The organism is Staphylococcus sp. 11007852, from assembly GCF_011394325.1.
In the GTDB taxonomy this organism is placed as follows: domain Bacteria; phylum Bacillota; class Bacilli; order Staphylococcales; family Staphylococcaceae; genus Staphylococcus; species Staphylococcus agnetis.
In genome coordinates, this window is record NZ_JAANBJ010000014.1 from 35,491 (window position 1) to 51,008 (window position 15,518).

The 15,518-nt window shown below is 34.5% G+C and carries 20 protein-coding genes, 1 pseudogene and 1 riboswitch; of the genes and pseudogenes, 4 read left to right on the top strand and 17 right to left on the bottom strand.

The genetic code is table 11. The features are described from left to right. Window positions 1-84: 84 nt before the first annotated feature. The 13 genes and pseudogenes from G8Y85_RS03830 to panB all read right to left on the bottom strand — a co-directional run bounded on the left by G8Y85_RS03830 (window position 85) and on the right by panB (window position 10,469). Window positions 85-744 carry a DUF5079 family protein gene (locus G8Y85_RS03830; protein ID WP_165805451.1) on the bottom strand — a complete coding sequence of 220 codons (660 nt, stop codon included), beginning with the start codon at window positions 742-744 and terminating at the stop codon, window positions 85-87. A 19-nt stretch (window positions 745-763) separates the two neighbouring features. After that, entirely contained in the window at window positions 764-1,363 is a 600-nt protein-coding gene (locus G8Y85_RS03835; protein WP_165805452.1) for a DUF5080 family protein, read from the bottom strand. A gap of 79 nt (window positions 1,364-1,442) precedes the next feature. Further along, window positions 1,443-1,655 carry a hypothetical protein gene (locus tag G8Y85_RS03840; protein ID WP_165805453.1) on the bottom strand — a complete coding sequence of 71 codons (213 nt, stop codon included), beginning with the start codon at window positions 1,653-1,655 and terminating at the stop codon, window positions 1,443-1,445. A 73-nt stretch (window positions 1,656-1,728) separates the two neighbouring features. Continuing rightward, window positions 1,729-2,190, bottom strand: coding sequence for a DUF5085 family protein (locus G8Y85_RS03845; RefSeq protein ID WP_039647194.1), 462 nt, complete (start codon window positions 2,188-2,190; stop codon window positions 1,729-1,731). Further along, entirely contained in the window at window positions 2,183-2,644 is a 462-nt protein-coding gene (locus G8Y85_RS03850; RefSeq protein WP_209104139.1) for a DUF5085 family protein, read from the bottom strand. The genes G8Y85_RS03845 and G8Y85_RS03850 overlap by 8 nt, the downstream gene beginning before the upstream one ends. After that, window positions 2,638-3,324 (bottom strand): DUF5079 family protein, encoded by a 687-nt coding sequence (locus tag G8Y85_RS03855; protein WP_165805454.1) that lies wholly within the window; start codon window positions 3,322-3,324, stop codon window positions 2,638-2,640. Before G8Y85_RS03855 ends, G8Y85_RS03850 begins: the two co-directional genes overlap by 7 nt. 11 nt (window positions 3,325-3,335) lie before the next feature. After that, window positions 3,336-5,009 (bottom strand): T7SS effector LXG polymorphic toxin, encoded by a 1,674-nt coding sequence (locus G8Y85_RS03860; RefSeq protein ID WP_165805455.1) that lies wholly within the window; start codon window positions 5,007-5,009, stop codon window positions 3,336-3,338. Between the two features lie 17 nt (window positions 5,010-5,026). Next, on the bottom strand, window positions 5,027-5,419 hold the full coding sequence (locus tag G8Y85_RS03865; RefSeq protein WP_107401616.1) for a YwqH-like family protein: 393 nt from the start codon (window positions 5,417-5,419) through the stop codon (window positions 5,027-5,029). A gap of 15 nt (window positions 5,420-5,434) precedes the next feature. Then, on the bottom strand, window positions 5,435-5,707 hold the full coding sequence (locus tag G8Y85_RS03870; protein WP_039647200.1) for a DUF5344 family protein: 273 nt from the start codon (window positions 5,705-5,707) through the stop codon (window positions 5,435-5,437). A gap of 4 nt (window positions 5,708-5,711) precedes the next feature. Further along, a pseudogene (gene essC / locus G8Y85_RS03875) lies at window positions 5,712-8,315 on the bottom strand (type VII secretion protein EssC); the annotation flags it as partial. 111 nt (window positions 8,316-8,426) lie between these two features. After that, window positions 8,427-8,810 carry an aspartate 1-decarboxylase gene (gene panD / locus G8Y85_RS03880; protein ID WP_107401618.1) on the bottom strand — a complete coding sequence of 128 codons (384 nt, stop codon included), beginning with the start codon at window positions 8,808-8,810 and terminating at the stop codon, window positions 8,427-8,429. After that, the gene (panC, locus tag G8Y85_RS03885) at window positions 8,807-9,664 is read right to left on the bottom strand and encodes a pantoate--beta-alanine ligase (RefSeq protein ID WP_107401619.1); all 858 of its coding nucleotides are present in this window, start codon (window positions 9,662-9,664) and stop codon (window positions 8,807-8,809) included. The genes panD and panC overlap by 4 nt, the downstream gene beginning before the upstream one ends. Next, the gene (gene panB, locus G8Y85_RS03890) at window positions 9,657-10,469 is read right to left on the bottom strand and encodes a 3-methyl-2-oxobutanoate hydroxymethyltransferase (protein ID WP_107401620.1); all 813 of its coding nucleotides are present in this window, start codon (window positions 10,467-10,469) and stop codon (window positions 9,657-9,659) included. Before panB ends, panC begins: the two co-directional genes overlap by 8 nt. 66 nt (window positions 10,470-10,535) lie before the next feature. Between panB and G8Y85_RS03895 the strand changes: the two genes are divergently transcribed. Continuing rightward, the gene (locus G8Y85_RS03895; protein WP_107401621.1) at window positions 10,536-11,405 is read left to right on the top strand and encodes an oxidoreductase; all 870 of its coding nucleotides are present in this window, start codon (window positions 10,536-10,538) and stop codon (window positions 11,403-11,405) included. A gap of 127 nt (window positions 11,406-11,532) precedes the next feature. Here the strand turns inward: G8Y85_RS03895 and G8Y85_RS03900 are convergent, their stop codons facing one another. The 4 genes from G8Y85_RS03900 to G8Y85_RS03915 all read right to left on the bottom strand — a co-directional run bounded on the left by G8Y85_RS03900 (window position 11,533) and on the right by G8Y85_RS03915 (window position 13,007). Next, window positions 11,533-12,084 (bottom strand): hypothetical protein, encoded by a 552-nt coding sequence (locus G8Y85_RS03900; RefSeq protein ID WP_165805461.1) that lies wholly within the window; start codon window positions 12,082-12,084, stop codon window positions 11,533-11,535. Window positions 12,085-12,155: 71 nt separating this feature from the next. Next, window positions 12,156-12,341 carry a hypothetical protein gene (locus G8Y85_RS03905; protein WP_165805456.1) on the bottom strand — a complete coding sequence of 62 codons (186 nt, stop codon included), beginning with the start codon at window positions 12,339-12,341 and terminating at the stop codon, window positions 12,156-12,158. A 30-nt stretch (window positions 12,342-12,371) separates the two neighbouring features. Continuing rightward, window positions 12,372-12,686, bottom strand: coding sequence for a DMT family transporter (locus G8Y85_RS03910; protein WP_060552246.1), 315 nt, complete (start codon window positions 12,684-12,686; stop codon window positions 12,372-12,374). Beyond that, complete coding sequence (locus G8Y85_RS03915) at window positions 12,687-13,007, bottom strand: DMT family transporter (protein WP_085622274.1); 321 nt, start codon at window positions 13,005-13,007, stop codon at window positions 12,687-12,689. 50 nt (window positions 13,008-13,057) lie between these two features. After that, window positions 13,058-13,161, bottom strand: a riboswitch (guanidine-I (ykkC/yxkD leader). 625 nt (window positions 13,162-13,786) lie between these two features. On the opposite strand from G8Y85_RS03915, the gene G8Y85_RS03920 reads away from it, so the two are divergent. The 3 genes from G8Y85_RS03920 to G8Y85_RS03930 are packed head-to-tail and all read left to right on the top strand — an operon-like array spanning window position 13,787 to window position 15,495. Further along, window positions 13,787-14,437 carry a DUF4352 domain-containing protein gene (locus G8Y85_RS03920; RefSeq protein ID WP_060552244.1) on the top strand — a complete coding sequence of 217 codons (651 nt, stop codon included), beginning with the start codon at window positions 13,787-13,789 and terminating at the stop codon, window positions 14,435-14,437. Between the two features lie 21 nt (window positions 14,438-14,458). Beyond that, a complete protein-coding gene (locus G8Y85_RS03925; protein ID WP_165805457.1) occupies window positions 14,459-14,692 on the top strand; it encodes a hypothetical protein in 234 nt (77 codons plus the stop codon). Window positions 14,693-14,724: 32 nt separating this feature from the next. After that, window positions 14,725-15,495 (top strand): hypothetical protein, encoded by a 771-nt coding sequence (locus G8Y85_RS03930; protein WP_165805458.1) that lies wholly within the window; start codon window positions 14,725-14,727, stop codon window positions 15,493-15,495. Window positions 15,496-15,518: the final 23 nt, after the last annotated feature.

A 15,518-nucleotide genomic window follows, 5' to 3' on the forward strand; every position in this document is an offset into this window, starting at 1 on the left:
TAGTTGATTTCTTGATTTTTCTTGAGAACAATCATGTTGGATTTAACAACTAAAGAATTTGCAACATCCTATCATAACTAATATTTACAAACCTTCTGCGATTATAAATCTCCTATACTCCCAAATGAGGGCTAAAATAGCTATTTGAAAACCAATTATTATAAAAATAGAAATAAGAATTAAAAAGGCATTATCTGCAATATTAGGTATTTTAATAAACAAGTATATTCTGACAACATAGATGAAGTAAGATAAAATCATGCAAATCAACCCTATATATGTCCTAGTTTTAGGCGTAATGAAATTTAACAATATTTTACACTCTGAAAGATACAATATCCCTGATAATACATAGAGTGCAAAGCTTATCATCGTCGTGACAATATTGAAACGCCAAAATGGATATAAATCTATGCCATTTTGAATCACAGCAAAATAATAAATATTGTCAAAAGCAATAACAATATTTATCAAAACAAGAATGTTAATCGTTGTTAAAAACTGAGCGTAATATTTCATGAATAATTGACTTCTTTTAATATTAAACCTCACGCTTTGTATCAATCCTACTGTAAAAAATATGATTGAAATATAACTCGAATACTTTAAATAATTAGGTACATTTTCAAATTTGAGACCATTAAATAAAGTAATACTTGTAAAACCAATAATGACAAATCCTAATATACTTATAACGAGGCTCGTATTTCCTCCCAAACTATTAATCGCATTTTTTTCATCCATTTTAATTTACACTTCTTTCTTACACATAAGGTAAATACAGAACAATTGAATTGACGAATATATAAAGTGTAACGACTAACGGCACAATGGTTTTAAACAAAAATACACCATATTTAATTTTTCGATAAATGTCTAAAATCAACCAAATGATTGTAATTATAAATCCTATAAAAATGATGACTGGATCGACTGAAATGATATCTTCTTGTAGAAGCGGATGCATATGTATATGTGTAAACCACATTAACACTATAGAAATGATTAAATAATAAACCGAACGAACTCTTGAAGAACGCAAGTCAGATTCTTGAACTTCTAATTGTTCTTCATCTTGATTTTGTTCTTTTTCAACCATATATTTTAAAAGTCGTGGCTTAGTCCAAAATGTTTTAATCGTGAAATACATATAAATATAAGACCCGAAATAAGTAAACACCAAATAATTCCTTAAATCATGGAGCTCAAGATGTCCCCCAATAACATAAATTACAACGAGTCCGATAATTATCCCTAAATCAATGAGTAAACTGATGAATAAACCACCTTCAATTTTAAAAAGACTCGACATGATTGCGGCATAAAAAATCACAAACAAGCCGAATAAAACAATAAATATCATAATGATTCTCCTTATTATGTTTTGCACGCCATAGTTTAATTTTTAAAATTACGCATAACATGAGTTATGCGTTAAAATCCTATATAATTCCAGTATATGCAAAACCATTAAGTACTAACGAAACGATACCTACGATAATCGCAATGTTTAATAATTTAGCACCTTTTTCAGGATCGTATTTTTTGTATTTATTACTACAAATAATACTTCCTATCGCAAATAATGGTGTAACGATTGAAAGGACGATAAATACCCATGCCCATACTTTTAAAGCTTTACCTTGTTCTTTCATCTGTAATGTCTCCTTCTAAAATTATGTACTATTATAAAAATTTTTGATGATATCCATAGAAAGCGCATCAAAATTATGATTCTTTTTCACATACTTTTGCCTTTACATCTATCCACGCATGCGTGCCTTTATAATTGGTTTTCAATGTGTGATAATAAGGCGAAACAAAAGTTAAATTATTTTCTTCAGCAAATTGATTCATTTCTTCTAACAAAGCTATCTCATCTTCTATAAAGTTATCTGTCACTATTCTTCCGTGCAGCATTTTATTTAGTGTAAAATAACTACGAAAACCGAGTTCGTCATCAGGTAAGAACCCTTTTGAAACTGGTATACAAACAAAAACATTCATTTGTTTTTGTTGATTTATATGTGTGATTGCATAGGTTAAATCGCCCACTGGTTCAGCATCTCTATCCATACAACTTTTCACAAAATCTTGAAACACTTTTTCCATATCATCAATCTCAACATTCACATAAGACTTATACGCTACATTTTTTAACATGATAGAACTGTAACTGGTCTTATTCATCGTCTGTACCTTCTATCGACTCTATTTCAGCATGTATTTCAAAAGCTTTGCCTCCAGGATAATCAATCATCACGTGGTAATATGGTTGATCTTTAAGGTGAAAACCATTTTCCTGAGCAATGAATTCAATTTTTTTATAAACCAACTCTAATTCTTCTTCGTCAAAACATTTTTCAATTAATGTCGGAGCTACTTCTAACTTATCCACGTATTCAATATTCAAGTCAGGAACATCTTGAATCGGTTGATTTAATGCGATAAACGCTTTATATTCAACCTCTCCTAATCCCACTGTTTCTCTCTTAAAAATAATAGGTCCCGTTGGATAAATATCCTCATCTACAAAAAACGTATTAACCGTGTCTAAACCCTCTAACCAATCTTCATTTTCATCAATATCAAAAGTGATCTTGGCACAATAGGGCATCATTAACATGCCTACATCCACTAACATTCACCCTTTTCCTCAAATTCCTCATCATTGTCATTAAAATCCATTTTAGGTGGCCCATTTCTTAATTCGTCAGTGAAAAGTGCGTAATTTAAGAATGATCTTATTAAAATTGCATCTATAGGTATCAAATTTACAATAACTAACCAAAAATAAACTCTTTCATCTCCGATGCTAGGTGCGGTTAAACTGATATATATTATTAATCCAATACTAAATAATTTTAATAAAACTGCTAAAATATTTAGACTTGCTTTCGCATCTTTGACAATTATATGAAACTCATTGATACAAAAAAGGACTAGACCAAGAAAGGAAATAAATATAGCAAATTGGACCCAAAGCCAATAATCAAGTAAGTCCCAATGTGTATATGCATTGCCTAGTATATATCCCACAGAAGTAGCAACTAATTGCATATAACCCACAAATAAATTAACTAATAAGTACCTAAACGCTGAGAATTCGTTCATTTTGATATTGTTGAAACTATCTTGTTTCATAATAACTAAGCACGAGATAAGCCAAATGCCAAGTGTCACATATATAGTAATAGGCACCTCAGACCACGCTTGAGTAAAAATCATTGCTAAAGTAAAAAAAATGCCTAAAAGTATCATTAAAAATATTACATAAGGTTTTAAATATGATTTCTTCAAATTAGTAATGTACGTTTCTAACATAATTTGCACCTCTAAGTAAAAATTGATTTTAATCCATTTCCTACTGAACTCATACCTGACTTAAACATATCAACACCTTTATCTATCCCCTTATTTATTCCTTCTTTTGCTAAATCAGTTACAGATTTATTTACACCTGGAATTTTCGCTTCTAGCAATAAACCAACGCCAATTCCAGCAGCGGCGCCAGCTAAGGTTCCAACTACTGGAAGTGGAAAAGCTGTGCCAACCGCAGCCCCTGCTGCAGCGCTAGCACCAATTGCTCCTAAATCAACGCCCATCCCTACAAGCATCTCTTTAGCCGATTTTTCATCTAAATTATCGGTAATTGCTGAGACAAGGGCTAAAGGTTTTAACACTTTGCCTCCTAATTTCATGCTATGTTTTAGTTTACCAATGACGTTTTTAGAAGTGAAGTCTCCTTTTAATGTTTTTAATCCTTCATCAACATAATTTTTCAAATTTTTAGTAGCGGCTGTTCTTGATTTAAAATTTTCCTTTTTAAGTATATTGTCTCTAAAATTTTGAGATGAAAATGTATTTTTGAATTCAGTAGAGGCTGCTTTTTTCATTTCAGCTTTATCGAAGAATTGCTTAGAATCTCCAAATTTATATTGGAAGTTTTTATCTTTTAATTCTTCTTTTAATAACGCACTCGTTTTACTGTCTAAGTTTTGGACATTTTTCATCCAATCGACGAGATTTCCTTTTTTAAAAGGATTGTTTTTTACAAATTCTCCCGAACTTTTTAAAAGATTTTTTAGATTTACGTTATCTACATCTGTATGCATAAATAAAGCCATATTTTTCAATTGTTTTGGTGACATATTATCGATGAGTTGATTAACATCTTTACAATTCATATATTTTTTAAATCCTCTATAAACACTACCATTACCTATAGCTTTTAACGCTAACATTTCACGTCCAGCTTGTCTAAAAGCATTCAACCCTTTTTTGGTTTTAGGCGGAAAAGCATTCATTTCGTCACTACATTTTTCGAGAAACTTTTGCCATCTTTTTAGTTCTTCACTGGTTTGATGACGGATGATTGCACTTTCAATCTTTCCAGAAGTACCTGAAATTGATGAACGATTGGCTGGTAAATCATTTTTCACATATGTTGTTAACCCTTTGAGTTCTGTGATCGAGTTGTTAGTTAAATCCCCATCTGTAGAATTAACTGCATCAAAATTAACTAACTTATCAATCGTTTCGTCTACATGATCTTTAAACGTTGTTGCTGTTGAGGTTAAATCATCATTCTTAACTTTTTGTGCTGTCGTTAAAGTATCTACTGTGCCAATCCAATTATTGACGTATTCAATCGTTTCTTTCATAGACTTTACTTTTTTAGAAATGTCATCTTTATATGTTTTTATTTTATCTTCATGTAATATCGCTGCTTCATCGTTATCCACCTGATTACTGAACTTGCTGATAGATTTATCCATGTCAGCCACATAATCTTTATTGGTATTTTTTATTTTATTAATCGACTGGTAATGAAATGTTCTCGTATATGATTTAACGCTTGAGGCCGTCGCACCTTTAAATTGATCAGTATTAATGAGCGAAGACATACTTTCTTTTAACGTATCGACATCACCATTTGTTTTATCCAACTCAGATTTGATGGCGTTTTTCATATTTTGAACTTCATTCATATTAACTTTTACACCCATAATTTCACCTCCATATATTAAAGTAACGCTTCTAATTCTGAAATTGCTAAATTTGTCGTATTCAATCTAGATTCTGCATCTGAAATCTCATCATCTTTTTTACTGACGTCACTTTTGAGAGCGTCTCTTGCTTCTTCAATCTTAGTTTTTACATCATCGGCAGAAGTTGTAAGATTTTCTAAGTGCTCATCGCTTTTGGTTTTCGTTTGACCTTTCCAGTGACTACTAGCAATAGTGATACCTTTATATTCATTTAAAGTATCACTAAATGTTTCATTATGCGTTTTGACTTTCTCATAAGCTCTATTTAATTCCTCACGTTCACGTCTAAGTTTTGTTAATTCATTTTCAATAATTTGCGCTTCTCTTTGTTTGGCTGCTATAAGTTCACGTATTTCACTTTTCCCCACTCAAACACGCCTCCCCTAATTGTGTTTAATTTGATTCGCAATATCTTGATCATTTTGCACAATTGCTTGAACTGCACCCAACATTGCATCTGAATCTTGCGAAGTGATTGTTTTATAATTATCTAGAGCGGCTTTATAATTTTTGAACATGGTTTCATATTCTTTAAACGTAATTAAATTTGTTTCTGACAAATGCGCTTCACTGTCAGATACTGATAATTGATTGGCACTTGTTTTCATTTTATCTATTATTGCAGTAACATCTGTTTCTCCCAATTTGATGACCATCTTATCACTCCATTAGCATCAGTTTTTGATATTCTTGGTTTTTCACCATATAACATTCTCTTGTTTTCAATTCTGGTTCGCCATATTGGTTTTTAACTGGTAAAAATTCTTGTTCAGATATTTTATGACTAATAACGGCTTGGTTTACAATACGCGTCATCATTTTGCTTTGTTTATCATAAGCACCGATTGTATCTGAATACAAACCACTTGCGATGATCATAATGTTATAGGTAGGTGCTTCATTAAATAATCGACGTACTTCATCTTCTGTTACCCCTGTGACTTGCACAAATCGTTTGATGTTATTTATGAATACCACTTTTCTTTCTTCACATGAACGCTTTCCTGTTTTTCTCGCTTCGATTTCTTGAATAAAGCCTTTTCGAATCATTGAAAGTTCAGTAGCACTTGCGTAATAAGACGTTACTTTGTTTGAAAATCTTTCCATATTTTCATCGGCATCTACTAATATGACTGTTCCTTGTTGTTTATAAATACCTAGGTAATTTATGATGATGTCATTTAAATGCTCTTGTTCAATTGGCTTTATTGCCGTCACGATACTTGGTGCATTTAAATCTAATCGAACTAATTTTACAGTTTCAAAATCTAATCCTAATGGAATTTGATGTGATTTTGTTACAATATCCTCTAAATTATATTCTTTTTCCAACTCGGTACGCAATACTTTTTCAGGCATCATAGGAATATGTGCTGGCATATCGCCTACAAAGTTTTCTTTCATCACCGCAATTTCATTTTGAATTTGATCATTATACGTAAGACCTTCTTCAGGTTTAAATGGTAAGGCGATTTGAAACTGTGTATAATCGTCATCATTGATCACTGCACGCCCTTTAATATCTTTCACGCCTTTTTTGTACGAACCGATGACATTTGTAATTTCACTATGTTCAAAGAGGTATAGGGCAATTTTTGTTTTAATGTTTGTGTAAATCGGTGTACGTATACTGCTCGTATTAGACCCAGTTAAAATTAAATACATACCTAACGCGAGTCCTTCACGTGTCAGTTTTGTCATCATTGCCTCAAATGCTTCTTGGTACGGCGTTTCTTTAATTGTGTCGTAATTATCAATGATGATAAAAAGATTCGGAACTGTATTCCCTGTAAACTGATAATATTGTTCTATATTGACGACACGGTTTTGACTGAGTATTTTTTTACGTTCGCTAACCGCTTCATGGATTCGTTTGAGCGCTTTTTTTATTTTATCCTCTTGGTCTGCGGTAAAGTAATCGGCCACATGAGGTACATCAACGACCGGCATTAATCCATTTGTACCGAAATCAAACAAATACATATGTGCTTGATCTGGACGGTAATGGCGCGCAATATCAAAAATTACATTGTGTAAAAATGTCGAACGGCCGTATCCAGGACTTCCGATAACTGCCACATGACCGGCTTGATTTAATTTCAGTTCAAGTGGTCCTTGATATTGGGCTTCTGGTACGTCTTTTAATCCTAATGTCAGCGTCACAGGCTTTAATTGATCATCCCATAACTGTTGAAATGCGGTTTCAACCAAGTCACTTTGATACACGTGCGACGGTAGTGGTGGTAACCATGGGCGTTTGACACGCGGCACGTTCATTGCTGTTGTAACGTCTTGTAAATGACGAATCACCGCTTCAAGTTCTGTCTCATTTGATGCTGTTTCTACTTCTTCTAATCCACTCAAATCTTTATTAATAGCTTGTAATTGTCCGTAGTCATTAATCAAATAAATGGTTTGATCTTCTGTTTCAGCATGTGCCCCTGTTTGGTCATACGTACCTCCGCTGTATGCAGATTGGAAAAGTTCATAAATTTCATTATTACCTACTTGTAAATACGCACGCCCAGGTAACGTGATATCTGCAGCGTCAGGTGTTTTTAAAATTTCATTACTATCTTGTTTATCTTGAACTTTCAATGCCAACTTAAATTTCGAGTTGGACCAAATTTGATCATCTACAACCCCTGAAGGTTTTTGTGTCGCAAGAATAAGGTGAATTCCTAATGAACGTCCAATACGTGCTGTGGACACAAGCTCTTTCATAAATTCAGGTTGTTCCGATTTCAACTCCGCAAACTCATCGGAAATGATGAATAAGTGTGGCATTGGGTCTTTTGCGACACCTTCTTTGAAAAGTTTGTGGTAATGATTGATATGGTTAACATCATGTTCCCCAAAAAGGCGTTGACGACGACGTAATTCTGCTTTAATCGATGTTAACGCACGCATCGCTTCATCCCCATCAAGGTTTGTAATCGTACCCACAAGATGCGCTAAGTCTTTAAACAAGTTCGCCATACCCCCACCTTTGTAGTCGATTAGTAAAAATGCCACTTCGTGAGGATGGAAATTGACTGCTAATGACAAAATGTAGGATTGTATAATTTCAGATTTACCTGAACCTGTTGTCCCAGCGATGAGCCCGTGAGGGCCGTGTGCTTTTTCATGTAAGTTTAAATAAAGGATGTCATCCTTACCTCTCACTCCTAGTGGGACTGCCATTGTTTTATACGTTTCATTTTCACGCCAACGTTACTTGACATTGAGCGCTTCCACATTTTCGACTTGATACATTTCTAAAAATACATCACATCAACACGTACAATACCTGCAAGTTCCGTACACGCCCACAACTATATACACTAACGATAAAAATCCATGAACAGCGTTATAGCCATTCATGGATTTTACGATTTAAACGATAACTGTATTTTCTTTTTCAACAATCATGTGGTCAATTGCATTATGTTCATTCATCACTGCGACTTTCGGGCTATGTGTTGCCAATTCATGTTCATTTAGTTGAACATACGTCATGATAATGACGATATCGCCGACTTCAACAAGACGTGACGCCGCGCCATTCAAACATATTTTACCGCTTCCTCTTTCTCCAGCGATGACGTACGTTTCAAAACGCGCTCCGTTATTGTTATTCACAATTGCGACTTTTTCATTAGGTAAGATATCTACCGCATCAAGTAAATCTTGGTCAATCGTAATACTTCCAACATAGTCTAAGTTTGACTCCGTGACACGTGCACGATGAATCTTACTATGCATCATTGTTCTTATCATTTTATTTCATCTCCAATAATAATATTATCTATTAAACGTGCTTTTGAAAATTTTACAGCTAAAGAGATGAAAATCTGACCAGCAATGGTCGTTTGTTGTACTAACTCAGGATAACTGTATATGGCAACTTCTTCAATTGTGCCATCGGTATGCGCTTTAAGATATTCCGTGACCGCTTCGATTATCTTGTCACTTTGACGTTCCCCATTTGTATACATTGCATGCGCCAGCTGCAAACTTTTATATAAGTGCGGTGCTTGTTGACGCTCATGTTCCGTCAAATATACATTTCGCGAACTTCGTGCAAGACCATCGCGCTCACGCACAATATCCACCCCTTCAATTACGACAGTGTGGTTCATTTCTTTTACCATTTGTGTCACTATCGCCAATTGTTGCGCATCTTTTTTACCAAAATACGCCACATGAGGTTGAACGATATTAAATAATTTATTAACAACCGTCACGACACCATCAAAATGACCCGGACGTTTTTCACCTTCTAAAACAGACGCGAGACGTCCTACTTTTAAAGTAATATCTAAATGTTTGGGATACATATCTTCAACATTTGGATAAAAGACATAATCGACACCAATATGGCGTGCTGCTTCCGTATCTTGTTCAATTTGTCGTGGATACGCATCAAAATCTTCATTTGGTCCAAACTGTAAAGGATTAACGAACACACTTATGACCGTGATGTCATGATATTCGATGGATTGACGCATCATCGTTAAGTGCCCTTCATGTAAGGCGCCCATTGTTGGCACAAAGCCAATACTTTTACCTTCTAAACGTAATCTTGATGTCAATTGTTGCATTTCTTGTATTGATGTGATGACTTTAGTCATTGAACTCACCCATAATTTGTTTTTGATACATATATGTTTCAGACGGGAACATACCTGCCTTGACTTCTTGATGATACGTGTTTAATGCCTCTATACCGACAGAAAAATCACCATATTGTTTTACGAATTTCGCATAACGGTCAACGCCATAATTTAACATGTCATGATAAACGAGTACTTGTCCATCTGTGTCTTTACCCGCACCTATACCAATGACAGGGATGGTAAGTTGTTCCGACACGACTTTGGCTAGATCACTTGGAATGGCTTCAAGCACAAGCGCTACTGCCCCCGCTTTTTCAACTGCTTTTGCGTCTTCAATCAGTTTTGATGCTGCTGCTTTAGTAGCACCTTGCATTTTATACCCTAAAATGCCAACGCTTTGTGGTGTTAAACCGAGATGTGCCACAATCGGAATACCCATTTGCGTGGCCTGTTGTATAAATGATGTTAAGTGGTCCCCCTCTACTTTCAGGGCATTACCTCCGCTTTGTTGATATAAACGTACTGCATTGTTTAAATCTGTTGTCATATCTATTCCGACAGAACCAAATGGCATATCTACTACAATAAATGTATTTGGCGCACCACGACGCACCGCACGACTATGATGCAACATATCGTCTAAAGTCACTTCAACCGTACTATCATAACCAAGCACTGTCATGCCAAGTGAATCACCGACTAAAATCATATCGATTTCAGCAGCTTCTACTTGTTTGGCACTCGGATAATCATAGGCCGTCACCATCGTGATCTTTTCATTATCTCGTTTCATTTGATGTAATTGGCTTAAAGTTTTCAATGTCATCACCCTTTTTTGATATACTTCATGATAAGTATATCCAATTCACTGAAAGGAGCAACTCATATGACTACGATTGGCATCATCGGTCCAGGCGCTGTCGGTTCTGGCATTGCCCATGCATTAGAAGGCAGTGCTTTTCGCGTTGATCTTTTAGGTAAACGTGAGGAAACAGTAACATTTTATGAGTATGCAACAAAAGAAACTTTTCCGATAGAAGTTAAAGCACTAAACGCGACACAAACACTATACGATTGGTTAATTATCGCAGTTAAAACGACGCAACTGGATGCAATTTTATCTGATGTACAGCGTTTGATACACCCACATACACGTATCATACTGGCACAAAATGGTTACGGACAACATGAGAAAATCAAACATAGCTTGATTTATCCAGCTGTCGTGTACATTAGCGGTCAAAAAGCGGGTTCACGCATTACCCATTTTCGTGATTATCGTCTTAAAATTCAAAAAGATGCGCACACCGAAGCCCTTCAACAAAAAATCTCAGAAACACAGTTAACATTAGATCTAGACCCACACATTGAACGCCAAATTTGGTATAAACTACTTGTAAATTTAGGCATCAATTCCTTAACTGCACTCTCACGTGATACCGCAATCGTTTTAAAATCCTCGTCCATGTCACAACTGTGTCGACAGTTAATCGAAGAAGGTCGGAAAGTTGCAGAAGCAGAAGGAATTCACTTTGATGCACATACCGTTGAAGAAATCATGACGATTTATGCGGGATACCCCGATGACATGGGGACAAGTATGTATTATGACCTCATGAGTCATCGGCCATTAGAAGTTGAAAACATTCAAGGATATATTTTGCGCCAAGCTCAAAAACATCATCTTGATGTCCCATATTTAACGATGGCACATACATTATTACAATACGAACACCAAAAAGCGATGAGGTTATAGCATATAAAAAGCGCCTTCAAAACACATAAACGGCTGTATTTTGAAGGCAATTTCATATTTTAAATTTTATTTTGTTAAAAACACGTTGAATGAGAGATGATGCATTTATGATGTTAAACTTACTGATTTACATGTTGTCGTTTTCAGATGTTTGTATGAATTGGAGCTCATAAACATCACGGTCTTGATAACTATTAAAGTGATCAATTTTACCTTTCAAATAAAGTATCTGTTGTTTTCGACTCGCATTATGTTTGAATTGAATTTTAATTTTTAAATTCGATTCGTAGCCATTATTTTGAATCGTACTTTCTAACTCATGAAACACTTCATTATTAATAGGCAACATATATCCCTCTTTACTCGGCAAAATGCTGGCATATTTTTGCTGTAAAACATTATCTTCGTCAATATAGATTTTGATTTGGAGTTCTTTTGCCGCTCCTGCCCCCATATTGTACAGTTTTAAAAAGTCATCACCCATACTGTCATGATTCGTATCTGTTGTATTTCTTAATGTTAAATGATTCCCATCTCGCGTCATCAAAATTTGATTAAAACCGAGCGCCGGCAAAAAACTCATCTTCATTTGGTAAAGTTGAACGGAGACGGAAATGAAATAGAATAACGCCATTACAAATGTCCCTACTGAACCTATTGCGGACAAAACGTTAATGATATTCACCAAATACCTCCTTTAAAAGCAGTATTTGTGTTATTCCACATACACTTTGACGTAAAACGAAAATATTAACGGTGTTGACCTAAAAAAGCTTTCGGAGCAATCGGGTGCAATGTCCATGTGAGTAATAAACCAAATAACACGGCACCTACCGTGATATTCATCCAGTCTATCGCGTGCCCAACTACCGCAAGAACAGCTAACCCTAAAAACCCTAATATACTCATACAAATCCAACTGATTACAAATTTCATGTTTAATTCCTTCCTTTATATATATGTTATTTAATGCATTAATTTTAAACCGATCGTGCAGCCTAAGATCACCGCTATACACAATAAACGTAATGCGTGTTTGCTTTCACCATAAAAGACGATGCTTACAAGCGTGCCCCCTACTGCGCCAATACCTGTCCACACAGCATAACCAGTGCTCATCGGAATCGATTGCAGTGCCATTGACAATGTCGTTAAACTCAACATAAATGTGAAGGCTACACCTAAAATAGCCATTTTCTTACGATGTTGCGCATATATATTCATAAACACGATGCCTATCATTTCAAGCAATCCCGCGATGATTAAAAATACCCAAGCCATTTATGCCGCCTCCTCTGTTGTCGTCATTTTAAGCCCTATCACTCCTAGTAAAAGACAGATGATTAACAGTACTTTCGCCATGCTAAATGGTTCACCAAATATGAGAAAGTCCACAAGTGTCACGCCAGACGTCCCGAGGCCTACAAATGTCGCATATGCCGTACCGACGGGTAATGATTGGCTCGCATTGAGTAACAGTGCGAAACTCAATGCAATCGCACTCACGGTTAATATCCACATCCATACCGTTGTCGCATGTGTAATCCCAATGACCCAAGCCACCTCAAAACATGCGCCAGCCACTACTTTTAACCAATTCATGAGATCATCCTCCTCAAATAAAAGAACCCGAGAGACTTATGCATTCATAAATCTCCCAGGCTTTTGTCCTTCCGTGTCATGTAACGCCACATTACATGGATTTTCTCTCGGACCAGACTATTCCTAAGAATACGGAACCCTAGAAAATCTTAATATTCATATCATTGAATTGAACGTCCACCATGGTATCACACCCTATGTCATGTGTAAACCTTAACAGACGTTTTTATGCTTAGACCATCATGAAACTGCAAGGCCAGACATTTGGGAAGCCTTGCTGTCCTTTTTAGAAAAATTTTTAAACATATAGAGAAAAAGTTAAGTAATTTGAGCATTTTTAATTTGTTTCTAATGTTCATGCATTATAATCATACGTGTTAGAAATTGAAAAACGATCGAATGTCTATCATTTTTCCAAGTTTTGATACAGACAATCCTAATTATTTCAATTTCTAACAACATAATCCTCTTAGCACGTGCTATTAGTGTAGGCCGGAACCCCACTTCCGGTCTTTTTTAGTACGGCTGTCTTACTAATATACCCTGTTTAAGTGCACTTTTTCAATCTCTCCCGACGTTTTTTTATTTTTTATCATATTTTTCATTAAGTTTAATTCCGTAAAAGTAAAATGAAAGCTATATCTAAATCAATAATAACTAAAAGTTATCACCGACCACACTTATTAAATTATTAATTATCACCATCAATCAATTATATATTGTAAAATAATGATATGCATTCCATGTAATTTTATTTTAAATATGTAGGGGGATTCTAAATGGGTGAAAACAAAAAAATAAAATCAGAAGATGGGATTACGCCTGATGAGAAAGATTACATCGATTTTGAAAAACAACAACAATCGGCAAAATACCAAGAATTTCAAAAGCAACGTGACAAAAATAATAAAAAGAAATGGTTATGGGGATGTGGTGGTTGTTTAATAACCTTCATTATATTATGCATTATTTTTACTGCTTGTACTGGAGCATTTGTTAACGAAGTAGACAAAGCAGTAAATGAAAAAGGAAATTCAAGTAAAAACAAAAATACTGAAATCAAACAAGTAGGTGAAACTACTGAAATTGATGGTGTTTCATTCACATTGGATAACGCATCATACACTGACGAAAGAAATGAATTTTCAGAGATACAAGCTGACAGAGTATTAAAAATTGATATGACTGTGAAAAATAATTCAGACCACGATATACCTGTTGGTACGGATATTAAAGTTTATGCTGATGGTAAGCAAGTTAAAAGCTATCCAATAAATGATACTTTACTAGATTCTTTATCACCTGGTAGAAGTATAAGTGGTTCTGGTGGATTCGCTATAAATGGGAACCCTAAAAAAATTGAGCTAGAATTCCAGCCACTCACTACTTTTTCAAACAAACGATATATTTATGAAATAAACGTAAATTAATATTAATAACCGAGGGTCACAATGAAAATCAAATACATTTTAACATTGTTTTTATTAATTGTATTAACAGGATGTAGTTTTATTAAACCTGAAAACAACAGCAATGATAAAGATAACAATAAAGTCAAAACTAGTGATGCACTTGAATTTGCAAAATCATCAAAAGGTAGTATTTTCCAACTGAATAATAAAAAATATAAACTTCTAAAAAAATATACGAATGGAAGTTCAAATAACCAAGACTCACAATGGTAAATAACAAAGATTTTAAAACTAACTTTAGTTATATGCTAATTGAAGAAACTTCAAGTAAAAAGAAATATTTAAGTTACTTCGGTGAAATTAAAAATGATACTGATGTAACAGTTGAATTTTTAAATTATGTACACTTTATAACTGATACTGGTGAGCAATTAAAATCTGAAGCAGGTTTAAATTCAGGACCATTAGCCAAAAACTATCACGCCAAAACTAAGGGTAAAGGTTTTTCAATGGTTCCAATTGATTACCAAGATAATTTGCCTAAAGAGATTGCTGTAACAATAGAACCTCCACACGATAATCATTCAATGTCTCCATATGGTAATGAAATATATCTTAAACTTTCTGAAAATGGAGAGAAACTCAAATCAAAAATAAAACCGTTAGTTACTGTATCTAACGAAAATAAAACGTTAAATGAAAAAACGACTAATTCAAAAATTTCTTCCAAAAATTATAAAATTGATAAATCTGAAAATGATGATGAATTATCTGAGGAAGTATTAATTCCTCCCAGTGAATATAATTATTTTGTGGATGAATATAATAAACTCGTGACACCTGATAAACAAATGAATCACGTAACTAGAGATGTAACTATAAAAGAATATGATGATATCTATTATAGATGGGAAAAAGCACACGAACAGAAAATGGCTCAAGAGGAAGCCGAGTTTCAACGTCAGATGAGAGAAGAAGATGCTGAATTTGAACGGCAAATGAAGAAAGAACAAGCTAAAATGGATAGAGAAGATGCTGAGTTAGAGCGCCAATTAGAAGAAGATTCATCTTATTAAAACCATACACTGAATAACCTCAA

Bases quoted from the DNA above. Each gene is read 5' to 3' on its own strand.
- G8Y85_RS03830 (WP_165805451.1), bottom strand. From the start codon at position 744: ATGGATGAAAAAAATGCGATTAATAGTTTGGGAGGAAATACGAGCCTC.
- G8Y85_RS03835 (WP_165805452.1), bottom strand. From the start codon at position 1,363: ATGATATTTATTGTTTTATTCGGCTTGTTTGTGATTTTTTATGCCGCA.
- G8Y85_RS03840 (WP_165805453.1), bottom strand. From the start codon at position 1,655: ATGAAAGAACAAGGTAAAGCTTTAAAAGTATGGGCATGGGTATTTATC.
- G8Y85_RS03845 (WP_039647194.1), bottom strand. From the start codon at position 2,190: ATGAATAAGACCAGTTACAGTTCTATCATGTTAAAAAATGTAGCGTAT.
- G8Y85_RS03850 (WP_209104139.1), bottom strand. From the start codon at position 2,644: ATGTTAGTGGATGTAGGCATGTTAATGATGCCCTATTGTGCCAAGATC.
- G8Y85_RS03855 (WP_165805454.1), bottom strand. From the start codon at position 3,324: ATGTTAGAAACGTACATTACTAATTTGAAGAAATCATATTTAAAACCT.
- G8Y85_RS03860 (WP_165805455.1), bottom strand. From the start codon at position 5,009: ATGGGTGTAAAAGTTAATATGAATGAAGTTCAAAATATGAAAAACGCC.
- G8Y85_RS03870 (WP_039647200.1), bottom strand. From the start codon at position 5,707: ATGGTCATCAAATTGGGAGAAACAGATGTTACTGCAATAATAGATAAA.
- panD (WP_107401618.1), bottom strand. From the start codon at position 8,810: ATGATAAGAACAATGATGCATAGTAAGATTCATCGTGCACGTGTCACG.
- panC (WP_107401619.1), bottom strand. From the start codon at position 9,664: ATGACTAAAGTCATCACATCAATACAAGAAATGCAACAATTGACATCA.
- G8Y85_RS03895 (WP_107401621.1), top strand. From the start codon at position 10,536: ATGACTACGATTGGCATCATCGGTCCAGGCGCTGTCGGTTCTGGCATT.
- G8Y85_RS03905 (WP_165805456.1), bottom strand. From the start codon at position 12,341: ATGAAATTTGTAATCAGTTGGATTTGTATGAGTATATTAGGGTTTTTA.
- G8Y85_RS03910 (WP_060552246.1), bottom strand. From the start codon at position 12,686: ATGGCTTGGGTATTTTTAATCATCGCGGGATTGCTTGAAATGATAGGC.
- G8Y85_RS03915 (WP_085622274.1), bottom strand. From the start codon at position 13,007: ATGAATTGGTTAAAAGTAGTGGCTGGCGCATGTTTTGAGGTGGCTTGG.
- G8Y85_RS03920 (WP_060552244.1), top strand. From the start codon at position 13,787: ATGGGTGAAAACAAAAAAATAAAATCAGAAGATGGGATTACGCCTGAT.
- G8Y85_RS03925 (WP_165805457.1), top strand. From the start codon at position 14,459: ATGAAAATCAAATACATTTTAACATTGTTTTTATTAATTGTATTAACA.
- G8Y85_RS03930 (WP_165805458.1), top strand. From the start codon at position 14,725: ATGCTAATTGAAGAAACTTCAAGTAAAAAGAAATATTTAAGTTACTTC.